General features: G+C 35.3%; 16 protein-coding genes and 1 pseudogene. 10 read left to right on the top strand and 7 right to left on the bottom strand.

Annotated features, from left to right (window positions below; all coding sequences use genetic code 11):
* Positions 1-134: 134 nt before the first annotated feature.
* Positions 135-1,188: pseudogene (locus tag KHA94_RS10095) on the top strand (radical SAM protein).
* Between the two features lie 117 nt (positions 1,189-1,305).
* Here KHA94_RS10095 and KHA94_RS10100 read toward each other — a convergent pair.
* Both KHA94_RS10100 and KHA94_RS10105 read right to left on the bottom strand, forming a co-directional pair.
* The gene (locus tag KHA94_RS10100; RefSeq protein ID WP_213101973.1) at positions 1,306-1,740 is read right to left on the bottom strand and encodes an ImmA/IrrE family metallo-endopeptidase; all 435 of its coding nucleotides are present in this window, start codon (positions 1,738-1,740) and stop codon (positions 1,306-1,308) included.
* Between the two features lie 18 nt (positions 1,741-1,758).
* Entirely contained in the window at positions 1,759-2,202 is a 444-nt protein-coding gene (locus tag KHA94_RS10105; protein ID WP_249365421.1) for a helix-turn-helix domain-containing protein, read from the bottom strand.
* 249 nt (positions 2,203-2,451) lie between these two features.
* Between KHA94_RS10105 and KHA94_RS10110 the strand changes: the two genes are divergently transcribed.
* From KHA94_RS10110 to KHA94_RS10125, 4 genes are all read left to right on the top strand, one after another.
* Positions 2,452-2,910: a helix-turn-helix domain-containing protein gene (locus tag KHA94_RS10110; protein WP_213101974.1), complete on the top strand. Its 459-nt coding sequence runs from the start codon at positions 2,452-2,454 to the stop codon at positions 2,908-2,910.
* A 327-nt stretch (positions 2,911-3,237) separates the two neighbouring features.
* Positions 3,238-3,492, top strand: a complete 255-nt coding sequence (locus tag KHA94_RS10115) for a hemolysin XhlA family protein (protein WP_213101975.1) — start codon at positions 3,238-3,240, stop codon at positions 3,490-3,492.
* Between the two features lie 14 nt (positions 3,493-3,506).
* Positions 3,507-3,716 carry a phage holin gene (locus tag KHA94_RS10120; protein ID WP_213101976.1) on the top strand — a complete coding sequence of 70 codons (210 nt, stop codon included), beginning with the start codon at positions 3,507-3,509 and terminating at the stop codon, positions 3,714-3,716.
* 13 nt (positions 3,717-3,729) lie between these two features.
* Complete coding sequence (locus KHA94_RS10125; protein ID WP_213101977.1) at positions 3,730-4,419, top strand: N-acetylmuramoyl-L-alanine amidase; 690 nt, start codon at positions 3,730-3,732, stop codon at positions 4,417-4,419.
* 262 nt (positions 4,420-4,681) lie between these two features.
* Here the strand turns inward: KHA94_RS10125 and KHA94_RS10130 are convergent, their stop codons facing one another.
* A complete protein-coding gene (locus KHA94_RS10130; protein ID WP_213101978.1) occupies positions 4,682-4,918 on the bottom strand; it encodes a hypothetical protein in 237 nt (78 codons plus the stop codon).
* Positions 4,919-5,150: 232 nt separating this feature from the next.
* Between KHA94_RS10130 and KHA94_RS10135 the strand changes: the two genes are divergently transcribed.
* Positions 5,151-5,684 (top strand): YitT family protein, encoded by a 534-nt coding sequence (locus KHA94_RS10135; protein ID WP_249365422.1) that lies wholly within the window; start codon positions 5,151-5,153, stop codon positions 5,682-5,684.
* Between the two features lie 225 nt (positions 5,685-5,909).
* On the opposite strand, the gene KHA94_RS10140 is transcribed toward KHA94_RS10135, so the two are convergent.
* Positions 5,910-6,461, bottom strand: coding sequence for a hypothetical protein (locus KHA94_RS10140; RefSeq protein WP_213101979.1), 552 nt, complete (start codon positions 6,459-6,461; stop codon positions 5,910-5,912).
* Between the two features lie 132 nt (positions 6,462-6,593).
* Positions 6,594-8,339 carry a methyl-accepting chemotaxis protein gene (locus tag KHA94_RS10145; RefSeq protein ID WP_213101980.1) on the bottom strand — a complete coding sequence of 582 codons (1,746 nt, stop codon included), beginning with the start codon at positions 8,337-8,339 and terminating at the stop codon, positions 6,594-6,596.
* Positions 8,340-8,455: 116 nt separating this feature from the next.
* On the opposite strand from KHA94_RS10145, the gene KHA94_RS10150 reads away from it, so the two are divergent.
* Positions 8,456-11,518: a non-ribosomal peptide synthetase gene (locus KHA94_RS10150; protein ID WP_213101981.1), complete on the top strand. Its 3,063-nt coding sequence runs from the start codon at positions 8,456-8,458 to the stop codon at positions 11,516-11,518.
* A gap of 88 nt (positions 11,519-11,606) precedes the next feature.
* Entirely contained in the window at positions 11,607-12,215 is a 609-nt protein-coding gene (locus tag KHA94_RS10155) for a 4'-phosphopantetheinyl transferase family protein (RefSeq protein ID WP_249365463.1), read from the top strand.
* Between the two features lie 165 nt (positions 12,216-12,380).
* Here KHA94_RS10155 and KHA94_RS10160 read toward each other — a convergent pair whose 3' ends face one another.
* Entirely contained in the window at positions 12,381-13,262 is an 882-nt protein-coding gene (locus KHA94_RS10160; RefSeq protein ID WP_213101983.1) for a LysR family transcriptional regulator, read from the bottom strand.
* A 167-nt stretch (positions 13,263-13,429) separates the two neighbouring features.
* Between KHA94_RS10160 and KHA94_RS10165 the strand changes: the two genes are divergently transcribed.
* Positions 13,430-14,476 carry a YeiH family protein gene (locus KHA94_RS10165; RefSeq protein ID WP_213101984.1) on the top strand — a complete coding sequence of 349 codons (1,047 nt, stop codon included), beginning with the start codon at positions 13,430-13,432 and terminating at the stop codon, positions 14,474-14,476.
* A gap of 149 nt (positions 14,477-14,625) precedes the next feature.
* Here KHA94_RS10165 and KHA94_RS10170 read toward each other — a convergent pair whose 3' ends face one another.
* Positions 14,626-15,339, bottom strand: a complete 714-nt coding sequence (locus tag KHA94_RS10170) for a cytochrome c biogenesis CcdA family protein (RefSeq protein WP_213101985.1) — start codon at positions 15,337-15,339, stop codon at positions 14,626-14,628.
* A gap of 402 nt (positions 15,340-15,741) precedes the next feature.
* Between KHA94_RS10170 and KHA94_RS10175 the strand changes: the two genes are divergently transcribed.
* Positions 15,742-16,443 (top strand): response regulator transcription factor, encoded by a 702-nt coding sequence (locus tag KHA94_RS10175; protein WP_213101986.1) that lies wholly within the window; start codon positions 15,742-15,744, stop codon positions 16,441-16,443.
* Position 16,444 lies beyond the last annotated feature (1 nt).

Genomic DNA, 16,444 nt, shown 5'->3' on the forward strand with positions numbered 1-16,444 from the left:
GGATTTTTATTATTTTCACCGTACAAAGGTATGTGAGTAGAATTAGTGAACTCTATTAAAAGTTCAATTAAGATGCATTATATTACTTGTATAGGTATTTAATAGTAATTATTAAATAAAGTATGGTGATAAAAATGCATCCAATTATTGACTATAATGAAAATCCATTTATCGTCATTTGGGAAACGACGAGAGCGTGTCAGCTAAAGTGCGTACATTGTAGAGCTGAGGCGCAAACAACACCACATCCTGATGAGTTATCACATGAAGAGGGAGGATCTCTATAAGCTTGCTGACTATGCAGTGAAAAAAGGGATGCGAGTTTCGATGACTCCAAGTGCTACTCCTAATGTGACTAAGGAAAAAATGTTCATGGCTAAAGAAGTAGGATTATCAAGATGGGGATTTAGCCTCGATGGTCCAACACCTGAAATTCATGATTTCTTTCGCGGAACTCCAGGTTCATTTGATTTGACAGTTGAAAAGATTCAGTATTTAAACGAACTGAATATGTCTCATCAAATCAATACAGTCATTAATCGTTACAATTATGATCATCTTGAAGAAATGGCAGAGTTGGTGAAGGAACTAAAGGCGGTTGTGTGGTATGTATTCACACTTGTTCCGACTGGAAGAGGACAAATGAAGGATTGTATTACACCTGCTGAGCATGAAAGAGTTTTCCGCTGGCTGTATCAATTAAGCAAAACATCTCCTTATGATATTAAAACAACTGCTTCTCAGCATTATCGTCGAGTAGTTCTGCAAGAAAAGGTTCGTGAAAAGGCTTTAAGCAAAGAAAATATTCGCTACGAGGATACAATTACAAAAGACATGGCATTTATGGTGGATGGCTTAAAACGTGCTCCTCGAGGTGTGAATGATGGAAATGGCTTTGCTTTCGTTTCACATAAAGGTGATGTGTACCCAAGTGGGCTCCTTCCAATTAAAGCTGGAAATATTAAAGAAACACCATTAAAAGAGATTTACCGAGAGTCCAAAATATTTAAAGAATTACGTGATCCGAATAACTATAAAGGAAAGTGCGGAGTTTGTGAGTATCGCTTTGTCTGTGGTGGTTCTCGTTCAAGAGCTTATGCAGTAACTGGTGATTATTTAGAAAGTGAACCGTTCTGTGTCTATATTCCTGAAGCATTAAGGAATAAAAAGGAACAGATATTAAATTAAACATTAAACCATTTTAAAGAAATACCGTACGAAAAAGTCGTACGGTATTTCTTTATTGCTTAGTACCTTTTTTTTTTGCAAATTTAATTAACGTAAAAAGTTGTTCCATTGAAATATTTAATACTTTTTCAAATGCATGAGCTCTGATGGTACACCGTAGGCAGCAGAAGCATCGTAAATGGTAGTGGTATTGCTTATATTTTCATACAAAAGCTCGTCAGGGATTAATATTTCAACAGCAAAGATATCTGCCTCAACTTCAATCTTTTCTAATGAGAAAAGAGTATTTTTTCTTAAGAAAGGTGTATTCACTCTTGGATGCAGGATCGCGTGTCCTAATTCATGGGCACATATATATTTCTTCATTTCGTTGTCTAGATTGTTATTAATGAAAATATACTTATTTCTTTTATCATATTTATAAAAGCCCAAAATTTCTTCATGTAAGTTCCAAGGAATAATGTGTATATTCTTTAAAGATGCAATTTCGAATGGGTCAGAAGTTTTGTGCTTTTTCTTTATTTCATTCACTGATTTTTTGATCCATCCCAATGATATCGCCTCGCATCCCTACTTATTCTCTTTTCTGTATTTATGAGGAACGTATTTTTTGTTTATCCGTTGTGTTTGGCGAACAGCATATTCCATTGCCTCTAAAAGTGATTCAATGGCCTCTGGGCTCATAGGCTCTCCATTGAAACTTAAGCCGTCTTCATTTGTTAAGTCATTTTTTATTTTTTCCATTCGTTTTGCAATGTCTTTCTCGTCTTTTTCAGATAGTGGAGAGGAATTAGGAGAAACATACATTTTATCTTCAGATTGTCCGATCAGTTCACTCATTGGAATATTGAAAAAATCACAAATTTTATCTAGCATATCAAAACGTGGTTTCGCTATATCATTCTCCCAAGAGTTATAGCGTCCTCTTTTTATACCCAATTTGTCAGCAACCTCATATTGACTCAACCCTTTTTTATTGCGAAGACTTTTTAGACTTTGTCCAAGAGTCATCATTGTCCCACCTCGAATGAAAAATATTTTATCCATTTAGGATTGACGGATAATATAATTATCCAATATAATCATATTACTTAATGGAAAAACTCAATATATGGAAATGAGCAACTACTTTTATCTATTTAAATTAAAAAGATAATTTTATTATCCAATAATTAATTATAGGAATAATAAATTATCTAGTCAACGTAAAAGGTAATTTTTTTACCTTTTTGGATAAATAAATTATCAAAAGGAGGTCTACTGATGAGTCATGATGAAATCGAAAAACTAATTTATGATTATCATTGGTTACGGAAAGAGGTGAGCCGGTTAGAAAAAATTATTTTTGGATTCTCTGTCCCCATAAAAAGTTTAGGAGCTGCACAGTATGGAATAGAAGCAGCATTGCCAAAAGGAAGTCCACTGAAGAGTGCTGCTGAATTAGAAGCATTAGATTTAAGAGAGAAGCGATTATATAAACGATTAAATTTGTATAGAGTAAAAGTGTTTGCAATTGAAAAGATTGCAGAGCTTTATTTAGTAGATGATCAAGAGCTTATATTAATAGATTGTATGATGGAAGGAATGAGTTATCGAGCAATTGCTGCTCATTTAGGCGTTTCAAGAGAAAAGGTACGTAGCATAAAAAACGAAATGATCGACCATATATACCAAAATTGTCATTTTTTGCATGAGTTGAAACTAGATAAATCAGCAATGTAAAATGAGGTCAAGGCGATGCAGAAAATTATCCCTTAGTACTAGACAACTAATCAATTAAACTATCTAAGAGTAGAAAAAATACTAACTGAATGTAAAGAGCACTTACTTATTTTTAAGAGTAGGTGCTTTTTTATTTGCCGTTTTGGTATTGTCGGCGTTAAAGAACAAGACATTACTGGCAGTGACCAGGGTGAAAAAGTAAACTTGAGGGAGGTGAAATAATGAACAAACCATAAAAAATCGACTCATATATTTGAGTTGATGATTCATACTCTGAGGCATATCTTTGCAACGCTAAATTTAAAATACTGTGAAAGGTGGTATAGGATGGATGAGATAAATCTTGTAAAGACTGATGTAGTGTCAATTAAAACATCCGTGGAAGACATGAAGCAGGATATTCGCAAGCTTCAGGATAAGATACTGATTCATGATCGGGAGATTCGTGAAATTAATTCGGATTTAAAGGAAATAAAAGAGGATACGAAATGGCTACGGAGGGCGATTACGAATGCATTTATTACTGCGTCAATCGTGGGCGCTGTAGCTATTTTTTATACGGCAATAAATTTTAATCAGTAAGAGGCGAGATTATTATGAATAAGGATATGGCTACACTAATTAGGGGCTTTCTAACAGCCCTTTTATTATATTTCGGAACGATCGGTGTTTCATTTGAATGGTTTACACAAGAGAGTATCAATGCATTTGTCGTTTTGATTTCAGCTGCTATTGCTTTAGGCATCAATCTATATGCTGTTTATAAAAATACGTATGTATTGACTTTAGTTTTAAAAATAAAATAAGAGGTGATTTATAATGGTAAAAGTATTTATTGATCCAGGTCATGGGGGAACAGATTCGGGTGCAGTTGGAAACGGCATTCAGGAAAAAAACATTACTTTACAAATTTCTACAAGAATTAGAGACATTCTTTTAAATGAATATGACAATGTATCCATTAACATGAGTCGAACAAGTGATCAAACCGTTTCTTTAACTGAGCGAACGAATGCTGCGAATGCTTGGGGAGCTGATTTTTTATTGTCAGTTCATATTAATTCTGGCGGGGGGACAGGCTATGAAGACTATATTTATCCGGGTGTAGGAACGCCGACCACCACCTATCAGAATAATATTCACTCCGAAGTAATGAATCTTGTTAATTTTTCTGATCGAGGTAAAAAGACTGCCAATTTCCATATGCTTCGTGAATCAAATATGCCAGCATTGTTAACGGAAAATGGATTTATCGATAATGCTAATGATGCTGCTAAATTAAAAACAAGCTCATTTATCGAAAGCATTGCTCGTGGTCATGTAAATGGCATTGTGAAAAGCTTTAATCTGCCAAAGAAAGCAACCGCCGTTTACCATATTGTTGTACAGGGCGATACCGTTTATTCTTTAAGTCAAAGATATGGCAGTACCATTCAGCAAATTAAAGTTTGGAATGGACTCGACGCGAATTACACTATTTATATTGGTCAAAAACTTCGAGTAAAATAAAGCAATTTGTGAATCACAAAAGAGGAATTCATATTGTCAACAAAAGGGTTTCGGAATGTTTTTATTCCGAAACCCTTTTGAGCTTTTCTATGAATATGATTCAAAAATAACGAGAGTAGTTTCTTCAAATCTAAATTGTATGGTCATTTCTGTTCCACGCAAAGTCAGTTGGCCATTGGCCATTTTCTTCTATTACTATAGGCAGAGCAGATAAAATGTATAATCATTTATTGGTTTTTTGTCGTTTTTATTTATTGTTTGATTAAAATTTTTCGTTTACTTCCCATGATTCAACCATTTTATAAGCAGTTTTCGGGTCATATCCTTTACCAAGTAAATAGGCGATTGCTGCTACTTCTGTCATAGCATGAGAATACGAAGTAAATGCTGCTTCTATTAAACCATAATCAACGAATGGCTTTACGGCACTTAATGTTTCGCTTTTTATATCCCTGTAGGGCGTATAAACAGGGGTATAAGGCGGTTGATAATAATACATATGATTGCCTCCTCAACCTTCCACAAATATTCTTCGAGTATGATGTATTATATGAATGGCCTGGATATTCGATTTTGTCCTTTCAAAAATTCCGCATTTTAACTAGAGCCAGCAGTAATTATTTATAATTCTAAAATTTCAGCATGGACATATATTAGAATGTAAATTCATTATAAAAAGGTGATCCTATATTCTTCAGAAACTAGTGGTAATTTTCATAGGGAGTTTGTTGTTGGGGATTGGTATAAATGGATTTTTAGTTCCTCATCAATTGTTGGATGGAGGAATTACTGGGATTGCCCTGATTATGCATTATTATTTAGACTTTCCGACAGGTCTTTGTATGTTCTTAATAAGTCTTCCTCTTAGTTTTTATGCTTGGTATCGGGAACGAATTTACTTTTATAATAGCTTTCTTGGTTTAATTGTGGCGGCGGCATTTATTGATTGGTTAGCGCCTATTAGAACACAATTTATGCTTCCTATTATTCCTAGTGTCATATTAGGAGGCACTCTCATTGGGTGTGGGGGTGGGATTATGCTTCGATATCAGACTAGCACTGGAGGAACAGACTTGTTGGCGCAATTTATTTCAAATGCATTGTCTATCAATATTGGAGTAATCATTTTACTCATTGATGGAGTAATTACTGCCGCAGCATATGGGATACTGGGAGTCCAAGTCTTCCTTTTTTCTTGTTTAACAATTGCTGTTATTGGGTTAGTCACTTCCTTGATAACAAGACCTATTGGTAGGGGAACATAGTTATATGAAAAAAAGTATCGTTGATTATTGTATGAAAAGAATTAATTTGAGACTATAGCACTCTATTTTTGTTGAAATAGAAGTTGCAAAATGAAGTGAATAAGACCAACCTCAGCTGTTTTTTAGTAGAGAAGTGGTCAGAAAAGCAGAGAATAAGACCAGCACAAGTTATTTTTCCAAATAAAATGGTCTCAATCCAATGAGACGACCATTTCTTTAAATCTATCAACCGAATGGTTTCTTTTTTTCTTTCGTTGGCCAAATGAAATTTGAAATGGCAATGATCAAATCAAATCCTAATACCAGTGTCCAAATTTTTAATATCCCACTCAAAGCTTCTGTTCGTGATGAATCATTTATGAGATAAATCATTCCAGCTAGTAGACCTGCTCCAATGAGATAAGCAAGGACATGTCTTCCCCATCCCTTTAAATAATGCTTCGCGTAAGCCAATCCAAATCTTTTTTCAGGTTTTGGTCCTTGTCTCGTCACGTAGTATTGGAAGCGTTCGTCTGCCCATTGGATCATGCTTTTACCAAAGGCTATCGATACACCAATATAGACAGCAGCAATACCGTGTATAGTAGTTGCTTTTGCCCCATTGTATAAATCGATACTAGTTGTGATTAATAAAATTAAGTCTATGACTGGGGTTAAAGCTAAGAAAAATAATCCAAGCTTGTTTCGTTTAAACACATAACGTGTGACTAAGCCCAATGCAATAACAACCCAAAAACCAATTTCACTGGCGACGATCATCCATGCAAGAAAGTTCATTTTTGCACCTCTTTTTAATACAGATGTATTATTTACCATTTTATTCTATCATGTGTTTAGTGATGAGAACAAAAAAGAAAAGCCGATAATTTGCTGAAACTACAGCAGCTTATCGGCTTTTCTCCTTGAAGTTTACGAAACGGTAAAATCCTTAACTAGCATTTCTAATTCACTAGCTAATCTATTTAAGCTATCGGAAGAATCAATTAAGCTGGAAACACTGTCTTGGTGCTGTCTTGCATTTTCTGAAATATGGTTGGAAAATGAGGTATTGCTCTGGGCAATATTTTTAAGCTCTTCAGCTGTTGCTGCAATTTCTTCAGCACTTGCAGATATTTCTTGAGCTGAACCAGAAACTTGAATAATTGTTGTAGAAACATCATTGGAGTAATCCTTTATTCGGTTGAATATTTCCCCAGTATTCTCTACAAGCTCAGTTCCCTTTTGAATTTCAATATTGCCTTTTTCCATAAGTGAAAATGCTTCTTCTGTTTCAGATTGAATTTCACTGATTAAGCTTGCAATCGAATTGGCTGATTGATTAGACTCTTCTGCTAGCTTTCTAACTTCCTCTGCTACCACCGAGAAACCTTTCCCGGCTTCTCCTGCACGTGCAGCCTCTATAGCAGCATTAAGTGCCAGAAGATTCGTTTGTTCAGCTATTCCTGTAATGATATCGAGAAGCTTTCCAATTTCCATTGAGCGACTTTTTAACGATTGAATTGAATTCGTTGTTAATTCAAATCGCTTTCCTATCACGTTTATCTGCTCTTCAAGATGTTGTACGGATAAATTTCCTTTTCCGGTTACTTCATCCATATTTTGAGAAACAGTGCTCACTTGTGTTGAACTGGTTGCAATATACTGAATAGCTCTTGTTACTTCATCGATTGCAACCGCAGTATCTGAAATTGAATTTTCTTGGCTGGTTATGGCCATAGACATTTCTTCCGTAACTTGTGTAATTTCTGAAGAATGTTTATCAGTTGATAACGCAGTTTTGTTTAAAAGATCTGATGATACTTTAATCCTTTCAGCAGATTCTTTTACTTTTAGAATCATTTTGCTTACATCTTTAACCATTTGATTAAAGGATTGATTTAGAATTCCTAATTCATCAGAACCCGTCTTTTTTAATTGAATCGTAAAGTTACCGCTACTTACTTGTTTTAGTCCATTCATTAATTCATGCAGAGGTTGGAACCCTCTTTTTGTAAAGATGATTTGTAATATAACCGCAATAATTAATCCTGGAAGGAGAATCGAAATACTGACCAAAATTAGCCTTTTCTGAGCGGCCTTGATCGCACTAGCGTCAAAATCGAGCCCGAAATAAGCAAAAATTTCTCCTTCTGAGTTTTTCAAGGGATATAGTTCAGTAACCCAAGTTCCTATATCATCCGAATAAATATCAGTTGATACTAATTTTTGAGTAGTTAATAGATCCTTAACCCCTTGAACAATTCGATCTGGCTGAGGAAGAGGGTCTCCTACACCTAATCCATCTGCAGTTGTAAATTCTATTATATGAGTAGGTGATGCAAGAATAGGCGTTTTACTTCCGTCAACTAACTCTGTCGTAAAGAGATAGGCTTGAGCGACCTTCGGATTATTCATTGAAATTGAGTCTAAAAACTCTGTTAGTTCCTTTTGAGAATCAGAGGTAAAATCCTCTGCATCCTTCGCGTCCAATACGACATCAACATCTAATTTTTCACCCCATGTGGTAGCCAGGGTTTTGGCTTCATCAAGAATGGTGGCCTTCATTGTACCGGTTAAGACAAAAAAACATGAAGCCGTAATTAATATCCCGATACAAATAATCATGGTAATTGAAAAAAACAGATTTTTAAAAATAAATGATTTTTTATTAAACATTTGATTATATCTCCCGATTAATAAATTGAGTAATAATAACTATGTTAACCTTAATGATAATTAGTAAAAATGTCAATATTTGATGAAAAATGTAGAAAATTCTAAGGAGTGCAGCTATGGGATTTAGTCAGAATGGTTTAGATCTTTCATATAGTCCTGAGAATAAAGACCTTTATTTGCAAATGAAAAACAGTGATAAAGTATTCTCTGGTCATACTATTATTGGAAAATTTTGTGATCAAGTGTCAAAATACCCATCTAGAGTCGCGTTGTCGAGTCAGAATCGTAGATTAGCTTATGAAGAACTGAACCAATATGCCAATGGAATGGCTTTAGAGTTAGTAAACACTGGTGTAAAGAAGGGCGATTTTGTAGGCGTTTTTATTAACAGAAGTATAGAAGCAGTGATTGGGTTATTAGGAATTTTAAAGATTGGTGCTGTTTATGTTCCGATTGATCCAAATTACCCGCCAGAGCGTATTGAATATATGATCAGTGATACGAATTGCTCAGTTATTATAACTAATTCGGAAGCTCGTACGAAGCTACCAATCTTGAAAAATAATCCAGCAATAATCGATGTTAATCGTATCGATCGTGTTCAAGAAAATATTCTGTGCAAGGAATTATTACCGGAAGATATTGCTTATGTTATCTATACATCTGGTTCTACTGGAATGCCAAAAGGAACACTGCTAAAGCATGTTGGCGTACCCAACTTAGTTGAATGGATAGCAGATCATTATCATTTCCATGCACATACCGTAATAGCTGAATTTGCCTCCTTTAGTTTTGATGCTTCCATTAGTGATATATTTCAAGCCTTACTAAACGGTGTTCAACTACATCTCTTTTCTGAAGAGGCAAGAATGGATCATAAAATACTTTTAGAAGAGGTTCATGAACATAAAGTAACAAACATGGTATTGCCTACTGCCTTTTTTAATAGTATGGTCCCAATGATTACTGAAAACGAAAAGGAAAAGCTCTCATCTTTAGAAGTTTTCGCGGTAGCTGGAGAAGCATTAACAGGAGAAATGGTTCGAATTTGGCAAGAAAAATTTGGACTGACTCCGATGTTAAGTAATTTTTATGGACCTACTGAAGCGACTGTGATGGCGAGTTATTACGATTTAGACTTCCAACTGCCAAAAAACGTGGCGAATGTTCCGATTGGGATTCCTATTCAAAATGTAAAACTTTATGTAGTAAATGAAAAAGGACAGCTGTGCCAGCCGAATGAACCAGGTGAATTGATTATTGAAGGTCCTGGGATTTCGATCGGGTACCATAATCAGCCTGAAAAGACTGAAGCGGTCTTTATCAAGCAAAATGAAACTTGTTTTCTATATAAAACAGGAGACATTGTTAAATTACTGCCAGAAGGAACAATTGAATTTGTTGGAAGAAAAGATGATCAAGTAAAAATTAGAGGTCACCGAGTAGAGATTGGTGAAATTGAAAATTTCCTGCAAGGATTAGACTATGTGCATGAAGTAGCAGTAGTTGCAAGAGCAAACAATGGAATTAAGGAGCTGTATGGCTTTTATAAGCTGAAGGAAAATGTGGATGTTCCAAAGCAATTATTAGAAAACGAAATGAAAAAAGTTTTGCCTGATTATATGATTCCAGCCTATTTAATTAAATTAGAGGAAATGCCTATTGCTCCTACGGGTAAAATCGATCGTAAGAAATTAGAGAATATTGACATCCAGCCATTCTTTATGCAAGATATCGTAGGCCCACGTAATGAAACGGAAGAAATTTTAGTAAGAGAATTGGGGAAAGAGTTCTTATTAGAGAAATTTGATGTAAGAGAAGATATTTTTACGATTGGTGCAAGTTCATTAAAAATATTAAATGCTCTAGCTAAATTAAAACCCCACTTCCCAATGCTAAGTATCCAAGATTTCTATAAAAATAGGACGGTCGAAAACCTCGCTCAATATATAAATGCAACAAAAAAATCAGAAAAGAAACAAGCGATACAGATAGCCCAAAGCTTAAAAGAGCATCCGATTTATATTGGACCAAAGAATGAGTATTCCTCTAGCAAGCTTGAAAAGGGTACTGAACAAATCTTGCTAACTGGTTCGACAGGCTTTTTAGGAATACATATCTTACTTGATTTACTGAAAGAAACAAATGCAAATATAGTCTGTCTAGTAAGAGGGAAAAGTGAAATAGAAGCGAGAACGCGCCTTTTAGATAGCTTATTTTATTTTGCTAATGAACAGCTTGATACAACAAGAATCCAAATCATCGTAGGTGATTTAGGAACAGAACAGCTAGGACTTTCTCAAGAAATGCATACTAAACTAGCAAATTCATTAGATAGGATCATTCATAGTGCAGCGGATGTGCGCCACTTTGGTGATGAAGAGCATTTCCATAATGTCAACGTGAAAGGAACTCAAAGGTTATTAGACCTTGCATATCATAATAAACATATTCAGTTTACATATATATCAACGATTGGTATTCCTGAAGGGCTTGCGGAAGAAGGGCTGTGGGACGATTATTGTGAAATGCTGCCATCTGAGTTTTCTAGTAGTCTGAATAATGTTTATACAAATAGTAAATTTGAAGCGGAAAAACTGATTCATCAAGCAATGGAAGATGGCATTCAAGCAAGTGTATTCCGAATTGGCAATTTAACTGGACAGTCAACATCAGGGGTATTTCAAAAAAATATTGATAGTAATGCGTTTTATCGGATGATTAAAGGCTTGATTCTTCTTGGGAAAATCAAAAAGTCAGAAGCAATCGTTGATTTGACTCCTGTAGATATTGCAAGTCGTGCTATTATCGATATTTCTTTTAATGCTCAATCATACGGAAAGACTTTCCATATCGTCGACCCGAATCCGATGAAATTTAATGAGTTTATGCAATCATTGAAAAAACTGGGATACTTTATAGAACAAGTCAATAAAGAAGACTTTTCAGATTGGATATTTAAAGCAGATTTGCCACAGGAATCAAAACAATTAGCCATTTCAATCATAGAAGGTGAAGGACTTAAAGAATCCTTATGGGAATGGGACTGTGAACAAACAAGACTTTTTGTTCGTTCTTATGATTCTTCCTTTACACATCGCGATGAGTATATCAAGAGCATCATAAAACATGGACAAGAGGTTGGCTACTTCCCGCTTCCTAGCCTAGTTCTTGCTTAGTTAAATGTCGAATAATATAGTAAGCCAATTTAAGCTGCACACAAGCTGTTTATTCATAAAAAATTTATCTTATGGACGATTTTCATTGATGTTAAAGGAAATGTCTCCATTTGAACGTGATGAAGTTTATAAGTATAAATATTTTCCGGATCAGTTTGCGGCGCTTCTCGCGTATTATGAAGTAAAAAAGTGTGTGCGAGACCATTTTTTAAATACCTCGAATCTTTATCTGAAAAAGGATTATTTAGGCAGGCCGAGATTGGAAGGATGGTCAGGAGATATTAGCCTTTCACATACGGATGGCTGTGTATTAATAGGAACAGTAAATTATGGGAATATAGGCGTTGATATCCAACGAATTGAGCCTTTAAATGAAGGTGTCGAGCACTTATTCTTATCTGAAAAAGAAAAGGCTCATTTCTATTCTCTGCCGAACGATGAAAAGACGAATTATCTATTCACAATCTGGACTTTAAAAGAAGCACTTCTTAAATGTCAAGGATCAGGATTTTTGGCTAAAAGCCCGACAGATGTCTCCTTTTCTTTAGATCACACTTTTAAGAAGGTAATTGCCGTAGAGGGAACAGAAATAATTAATATGAAATTTAAATTGTTTAAGCTTTTTAATTGTTATCAAGCGGCCGTTTGCTATAGCAATTCGGAGGATCATTTTCAAAGTAGAATGGAGTATCAATAAGTAAAGCCGGTAAACAACTTCAATTGTTTACCGGCTTTTTTCTATAAAGCTGTCCTTAACTAGAAGGCTAACTTCAAAGAGACTAGGGTTAACTCCTCGGAAATAAGAGATTTTTTTAGTAAAGATAAGCAGGAGCATGCCCCACAAAAATGAAGTGTCATTTTATCAATTTTGATTTTCTTGAATGATTTCTAGGAAAACCTTCAATGCTTTTGTCTGAAATGGGGAGCTTAATACTGTTGAAAATTTGCGTTTAATGATTAGATCCTTTGCTTTGATGATGTGTAGTGTTCCAAGTGACAATTCTTTATGAATGGCCCAATCGGATAGTAAGCTTATCCCTAAACCTGCCTCAACTGCTTCCTTAATGAGTTGCGTACTGCCAAATTCCAAGCATTTCTTAGGGGATATACGATATTGACTAAACATTTTATCAACGGCTTCTCTCGTTCCAGAACCGTTTTCACGGACGATCCACGTTTCCTTTTCTAGTTCTGAAATCGGCACCTCACCATCCATTTGTGCTAACCTATTTTGAGGAGAAGCAACAACACTCATAGAATCGTTTGCAAAAGGCTCAATAAGCAATCTTTTATTATCATAATGGCCTTCCACAATGCCAACATCTAATTGTTTCGCTAGAATCAATTCCGCTATTTCCTTCGTGTTCCCAATTGTAATCTTGGGACTAACTAAAGGGTATTTTTTTTGCATTTTTGCAATCAGATGAGGAAGTACATATTCCCCGAAAGTATAGCTTGCTCCGATTGAAAGTGGGCCGCTTGCTTTGTTTGTAAGATCATCAATTAAATCATTCATTCTCGAATAAAGTCCCAAAATTTCTTTTGCATGATGATAAACGATTTCTCCTGCTTTATTTAAGCGCACATATTTATTGCTTCGTTCTAATAAAGTCGTTCCCATTGTACGTTCTAAAGCTTGTATATATTGGCTGACTGCTGGCTGAGTCATATGCAGCTCCTCGGCAGCACGAGAGAAATTCTGTTTTTCAGCGACTTTTACAAAGACAGCTAATTGCTGATCCATTTTCATCCCTCCCTCCTTCTTCTTATTTCTATTATAACCAATTACTTATAATAGTTATTCAAAATTATTATTTTGCTTATCGTATAAAAAGCAGTATGCTGAATATACGATAAAGCTTTGTTCAATAATGATGAACATAGCTTATGATAATAATTGGTGGTGATTAAATGACATCTCATGCAAATGCAATATCTTCAGGCAAGGAGCCCGTTCAGCCTGAGAAAAAATCAGATTCCTTTGGGAAATGGATTGGTGGAATTGCTTTTACCTTTTTCATTGCCTTACTAGGCTTTTTATTAGCGAAATTGCCAGGCTTTGACCATGTTGGGCAGCTAGCATCGGCCATTGTAATCGCGGTTTTGTACCGCAATATTTTAGGATATCCAGAACTGCTGCGAGCAGGAATTGCATTTTCCTCGAAAAAGCTTTTACGATTTGCCATTATTCTATACGGAATAAAGCTTAATATTGGCACGGTGTTAACCGATGGTCTTGGATTGCTGATTATGGATGCTGGTGTTATCGTCTTTGCGATATTACTGACAGTCTGGTTAGCCCGTTTGCTAAAAGCAGATAAAAATATTTCCCTGCTTGTTGGAGTAGGTACTGGTGTATGCGGTGCCGCAGCGATTGCAGCCATTGCTCCTATCATTAAATCGAAGGATGAGGATACGGCCATTGGGGTTGGGATCATTGCCCTTGTTGGAACAATATTTGCCATTATTTATACCATTTTACGACCTATTTTACCGATGACAGACATACAGTATGGCATTTGGTCAGGAATTAGCTTGCATGAAATTGCCCACGTAGCCTTGGCGGCAGAGCCTGGAGGACAAGATGCTCTCGCTATTGGCTTATTAGCAAAATTAGGCCGAGTATTCCTGCTCGTTCCTCTCTGCTTTGTTTTTATGTATTTGATGAAAAATAAAAACACTGATGATCAAAAAACGAAAATTGAATTTCCGTGGTTCTTAATTGGGTTTATTATCATGAGTGTGATTGGCAGCTATGTACTAGGTCCTGTCATTCCCGTTTCAGAGGGCTTTATGAATGGGATAGCAAATGTGACAACCTGGTGTTTAACAGCTGCTATGGTCGGACTTGGATTAAACGTCAGTCTGCGTGATCTGCGCACGAAGGCATTAAAGCCGTTAATCGCAATGGGAATTACATCAATTGTACTTTCTGTAGTAACCTATTTTATCGTTTAAGGGATATTATCAATCCTTTTTTACACGTTAAGTATAAATTGCCCGCGGAGAAGATGATTCGACGTAGTTGCCAATTTTAGGAATTAAGTGTAAGTGCAACTACGCCTCTGTCTTCGCCTTTCCAAGGCTCGCCAATCGGCGAGTTTTCTTTATAGTTGAAAAAAACTATAAGCTGATAGCCAAGCACTAATTTTCTGCATTTGCCCGCTTAATACAAGAAATCCAAGCATAACCATGACCATCCCATTAATAAATGCGAGTTTGGATAAGTATTTATTAATCTTTCTCATTGTTTTTAATGAATAGCTAATAACGATGGATATGATAAAAAATGGGATGGCCATTCCTAGAGAATAAGCACTTAACAGGACAATTCCTTGGGTTAAAGTCTCAGAGGAGCCTGCTAATAATAGTATAGAAGAAAGGGCAAGTCCAACACAGGGAGTCCACCCACTTGCAAAAGCCATTCCCAATACAACAGAACTGAAAATATTTTTAATTTTACGTTCTGAATGAATTCTTTTTTCCTTCATTAGAAATTTGAAATTTAGCAAACCTGCCATCTGTAACCCCAAAATAATAATCAGCAACCCAGCAATTTGCATAATTATGTCCTGATAATCCAACAATAATTTTCCAATAAGGCTTGCTGAAGCTCCCAATGCAACAAAAATAATACTAAAACCGATGATGAATCCGATGGAACGTAAATAAAGTTTCGTTTGATTCACTTCTAGTTTAGAATCTTCTATCTTACCCCCAGTTAAGTGTGTAATGTATGCTGGCAATAGAGGAAATACACATGGAGAGAAAAAAGATAACACTCCAGCTGTTAGTGCAAACACTATTCCGACATCATTCATATTCACTCACTCCCTTTCTATTCATTATGGAAGTAATTTGTTAAAGTTTTATTAAGGAAAATGTAACAATTATTTACAATTCATTTCTGTATAAAAAAGCACGGGGCTGTAAAGCCATAAACAAAAAAAGTTCTTATGTTAATGCTTCCAAATTATAAATTACGCAAAATAAAAAAACTAAAAATAGGAAAATAGGTTAAATAGCTGTACTATGAAAATTAGGAGTATTTAAAGTTATAAGAAAAATATTTGAGTAAAAGTTATTTAGAATACTAGATAATAAATCAATGTTCAAACTGCATGGATAAACTATGCGATGCATTGTTCTAGCTTCGGAATGAATTTACAGAAATGAAGTAGAAGATTAATAGATAAAATGAATGCAAAAAGGGAGAATAGGTTATGCAGCCTCGGCTATTACTTGTTGATGATGATCCTTCGATTAGTGAAATGGTTAAAAACTATTTAACGAAGGAAGGCTTTGTTGTTTCAGTAGCGCTTAATGGAGAAGATGGGATATCCATGTTTATAAGAGAAGAATTTGATCTTATCTTAATTGACATCATGATGCCAAAGTTAGATGGGATAGAAGCAATCAAGATCATTCGAGAAAAAAGTTCGATACCGATCTTAATTATGTCTGCGAAAGATAGTGATGTTGATAAAGCTATAGGTTTGGGCTTTGGTGCTGACGATTATATTGCGAAACCATTTTCGCTGCTTGAGCTTTCGGCAAGAATAAAAGCGGCAATTCGACGTGCAACGAAGTATGCTGATCACTATGAACAAACAGATCAAAAGAATGTCCTTACGTTTGATCAATTAAAGATTGATTTAGATAGCTACTCTGTTTTCAAAGCACATCAAGAGATGAAACTTACGTCTAAAGAGTTCGAGCTATTAAAACTATTTATTACAAATCAAAACCGTGTGTTTACAAAAGAACAGCTTTACAATCTCGTTTGGAATGATGATTATTTTGGGGATGAAAATGTTATTAACGTCCATATTCGAAGATTACGAGAAAAAATAGAAGACGATCCGTCCGATCCGAAATATATAAAGACATTATGGGGGATTGGCTATAAGTGGGTTGGTCATTAAC

The sequence above is a fragment of the Cytobacillus citreus genome (assembly GCF_018343665.1).
GTDB lineage: Bacteria > Bacillota > Bacilli > Bacillales > Cytobacillaceae > Cytobacillus > Cytobacillus citreus.

What these genes read in the sequence shown, in the direction of transcription:
- KHA94_RS10105 (WP_249365421.1), bottom strand. Translation starts at nt 2,202, where the DNA reads ATGATGACTCTTGGACAAAGTCTAAAAAGTCTTCGCAATAAAAAAGGG.
- KHA94_RS10110 (WP_213101974.1), top strand. Translation starts at nt 2,452, where the DNA reads ATGAGTCATGATGAAATCGAAAAACTAATTTATGATTATCATTGGTTA.
- KHA94_RS10115 (WP_213101975.1), top strand. Translation starts at nt 3,238, where the DNA reads ATGGATGAGATAAATCTTGTAAAGACTGATGTAGTGTCAATTAAAACA.
- KHA94_RS10120 (WP_213101976.1), top strand. Translation starts at nt 3,507, where the DNA reads ATGAATAAGGATATGGCTACACTAATTAGGGGCTTTCTAACAGCCCTT.
- KHA94_RS10125 (WP_213101977.1), top strand. Translation starts at nt 3,730, where the DNA reads ATGGTAAAAGTATTTATTGATCCAGGTCATGGGGGAACAGATTCGGGT.
- KHA94_RS10130 (WP_213101978.1), bottom strand. Translation starts at nt 4,918, where the DNA reads ATGTATTATTATCAACCGCCTTATACCCCTGTTTATACGCCCTACAGG.
- KHA94_RS10140 (WP_213101979.1), bottom strand. Translation starts at nt 6,461, where the DNA reads ATGAACTTTCTTGCATGGATGATCGTCGCCAGTGAAATTGGTTTTTGG.
- KHA94_RS10145 (WP_213101980.1), bottom strand. Translation starts at nt 8,339, where the DNA reads ATGTTTAATAAAAAATCATTTATTTTTAAAAATCTGTTTTTTTCAATT.
- KHA94_RS10150 (WP_213101981.1), top strand. Translation starts at nt 8,456, where the DNA reads ATGGGATTTAGTCAGAATGGTTTAGATCTTTCATATAGTCCTGAGAAT.
- KHA94_RS10155 (WP_249365463.1), top strand. Translation starts at nt 11,607, where the DNA reads ATGTTAAAGGAAATGTCTCCATTTGAACGTGATGAAGTTTATAAGTAT.
- KHA94_RS10160 (WP_213101983.1), bottom strand. Translation starts at nt 13,262, where the DNA reads ATGGATCAGCAATTAGCTGTCTTTGTAAAAGTCGCTGAAAAACAGAAT.
- KHA94_RS10165 (WP_213101984.1), top strand. Translation starts at nt 13,430, where the DNA reads ATGACATCTCATGCAAATGCAATATCTTCAGGCAAGGAGCCCGTTCAG.
- KHA94_RS10170 (WP_213101985.1), bottom strand. Translation starts at nt 15,339, where the DNA reads ATGAATGATGTCGGAATAGTGTTTGCACTAACAGCTGGAGTGTTATCT.
- KHA94_RS10175 (WP_213101986.1), top strand. Translation starts at nt 15,742, where the DNA reads ATGCAGCCTCGGCTATTACTTGTTGATGATGATCCTTCGATTAGTGAA.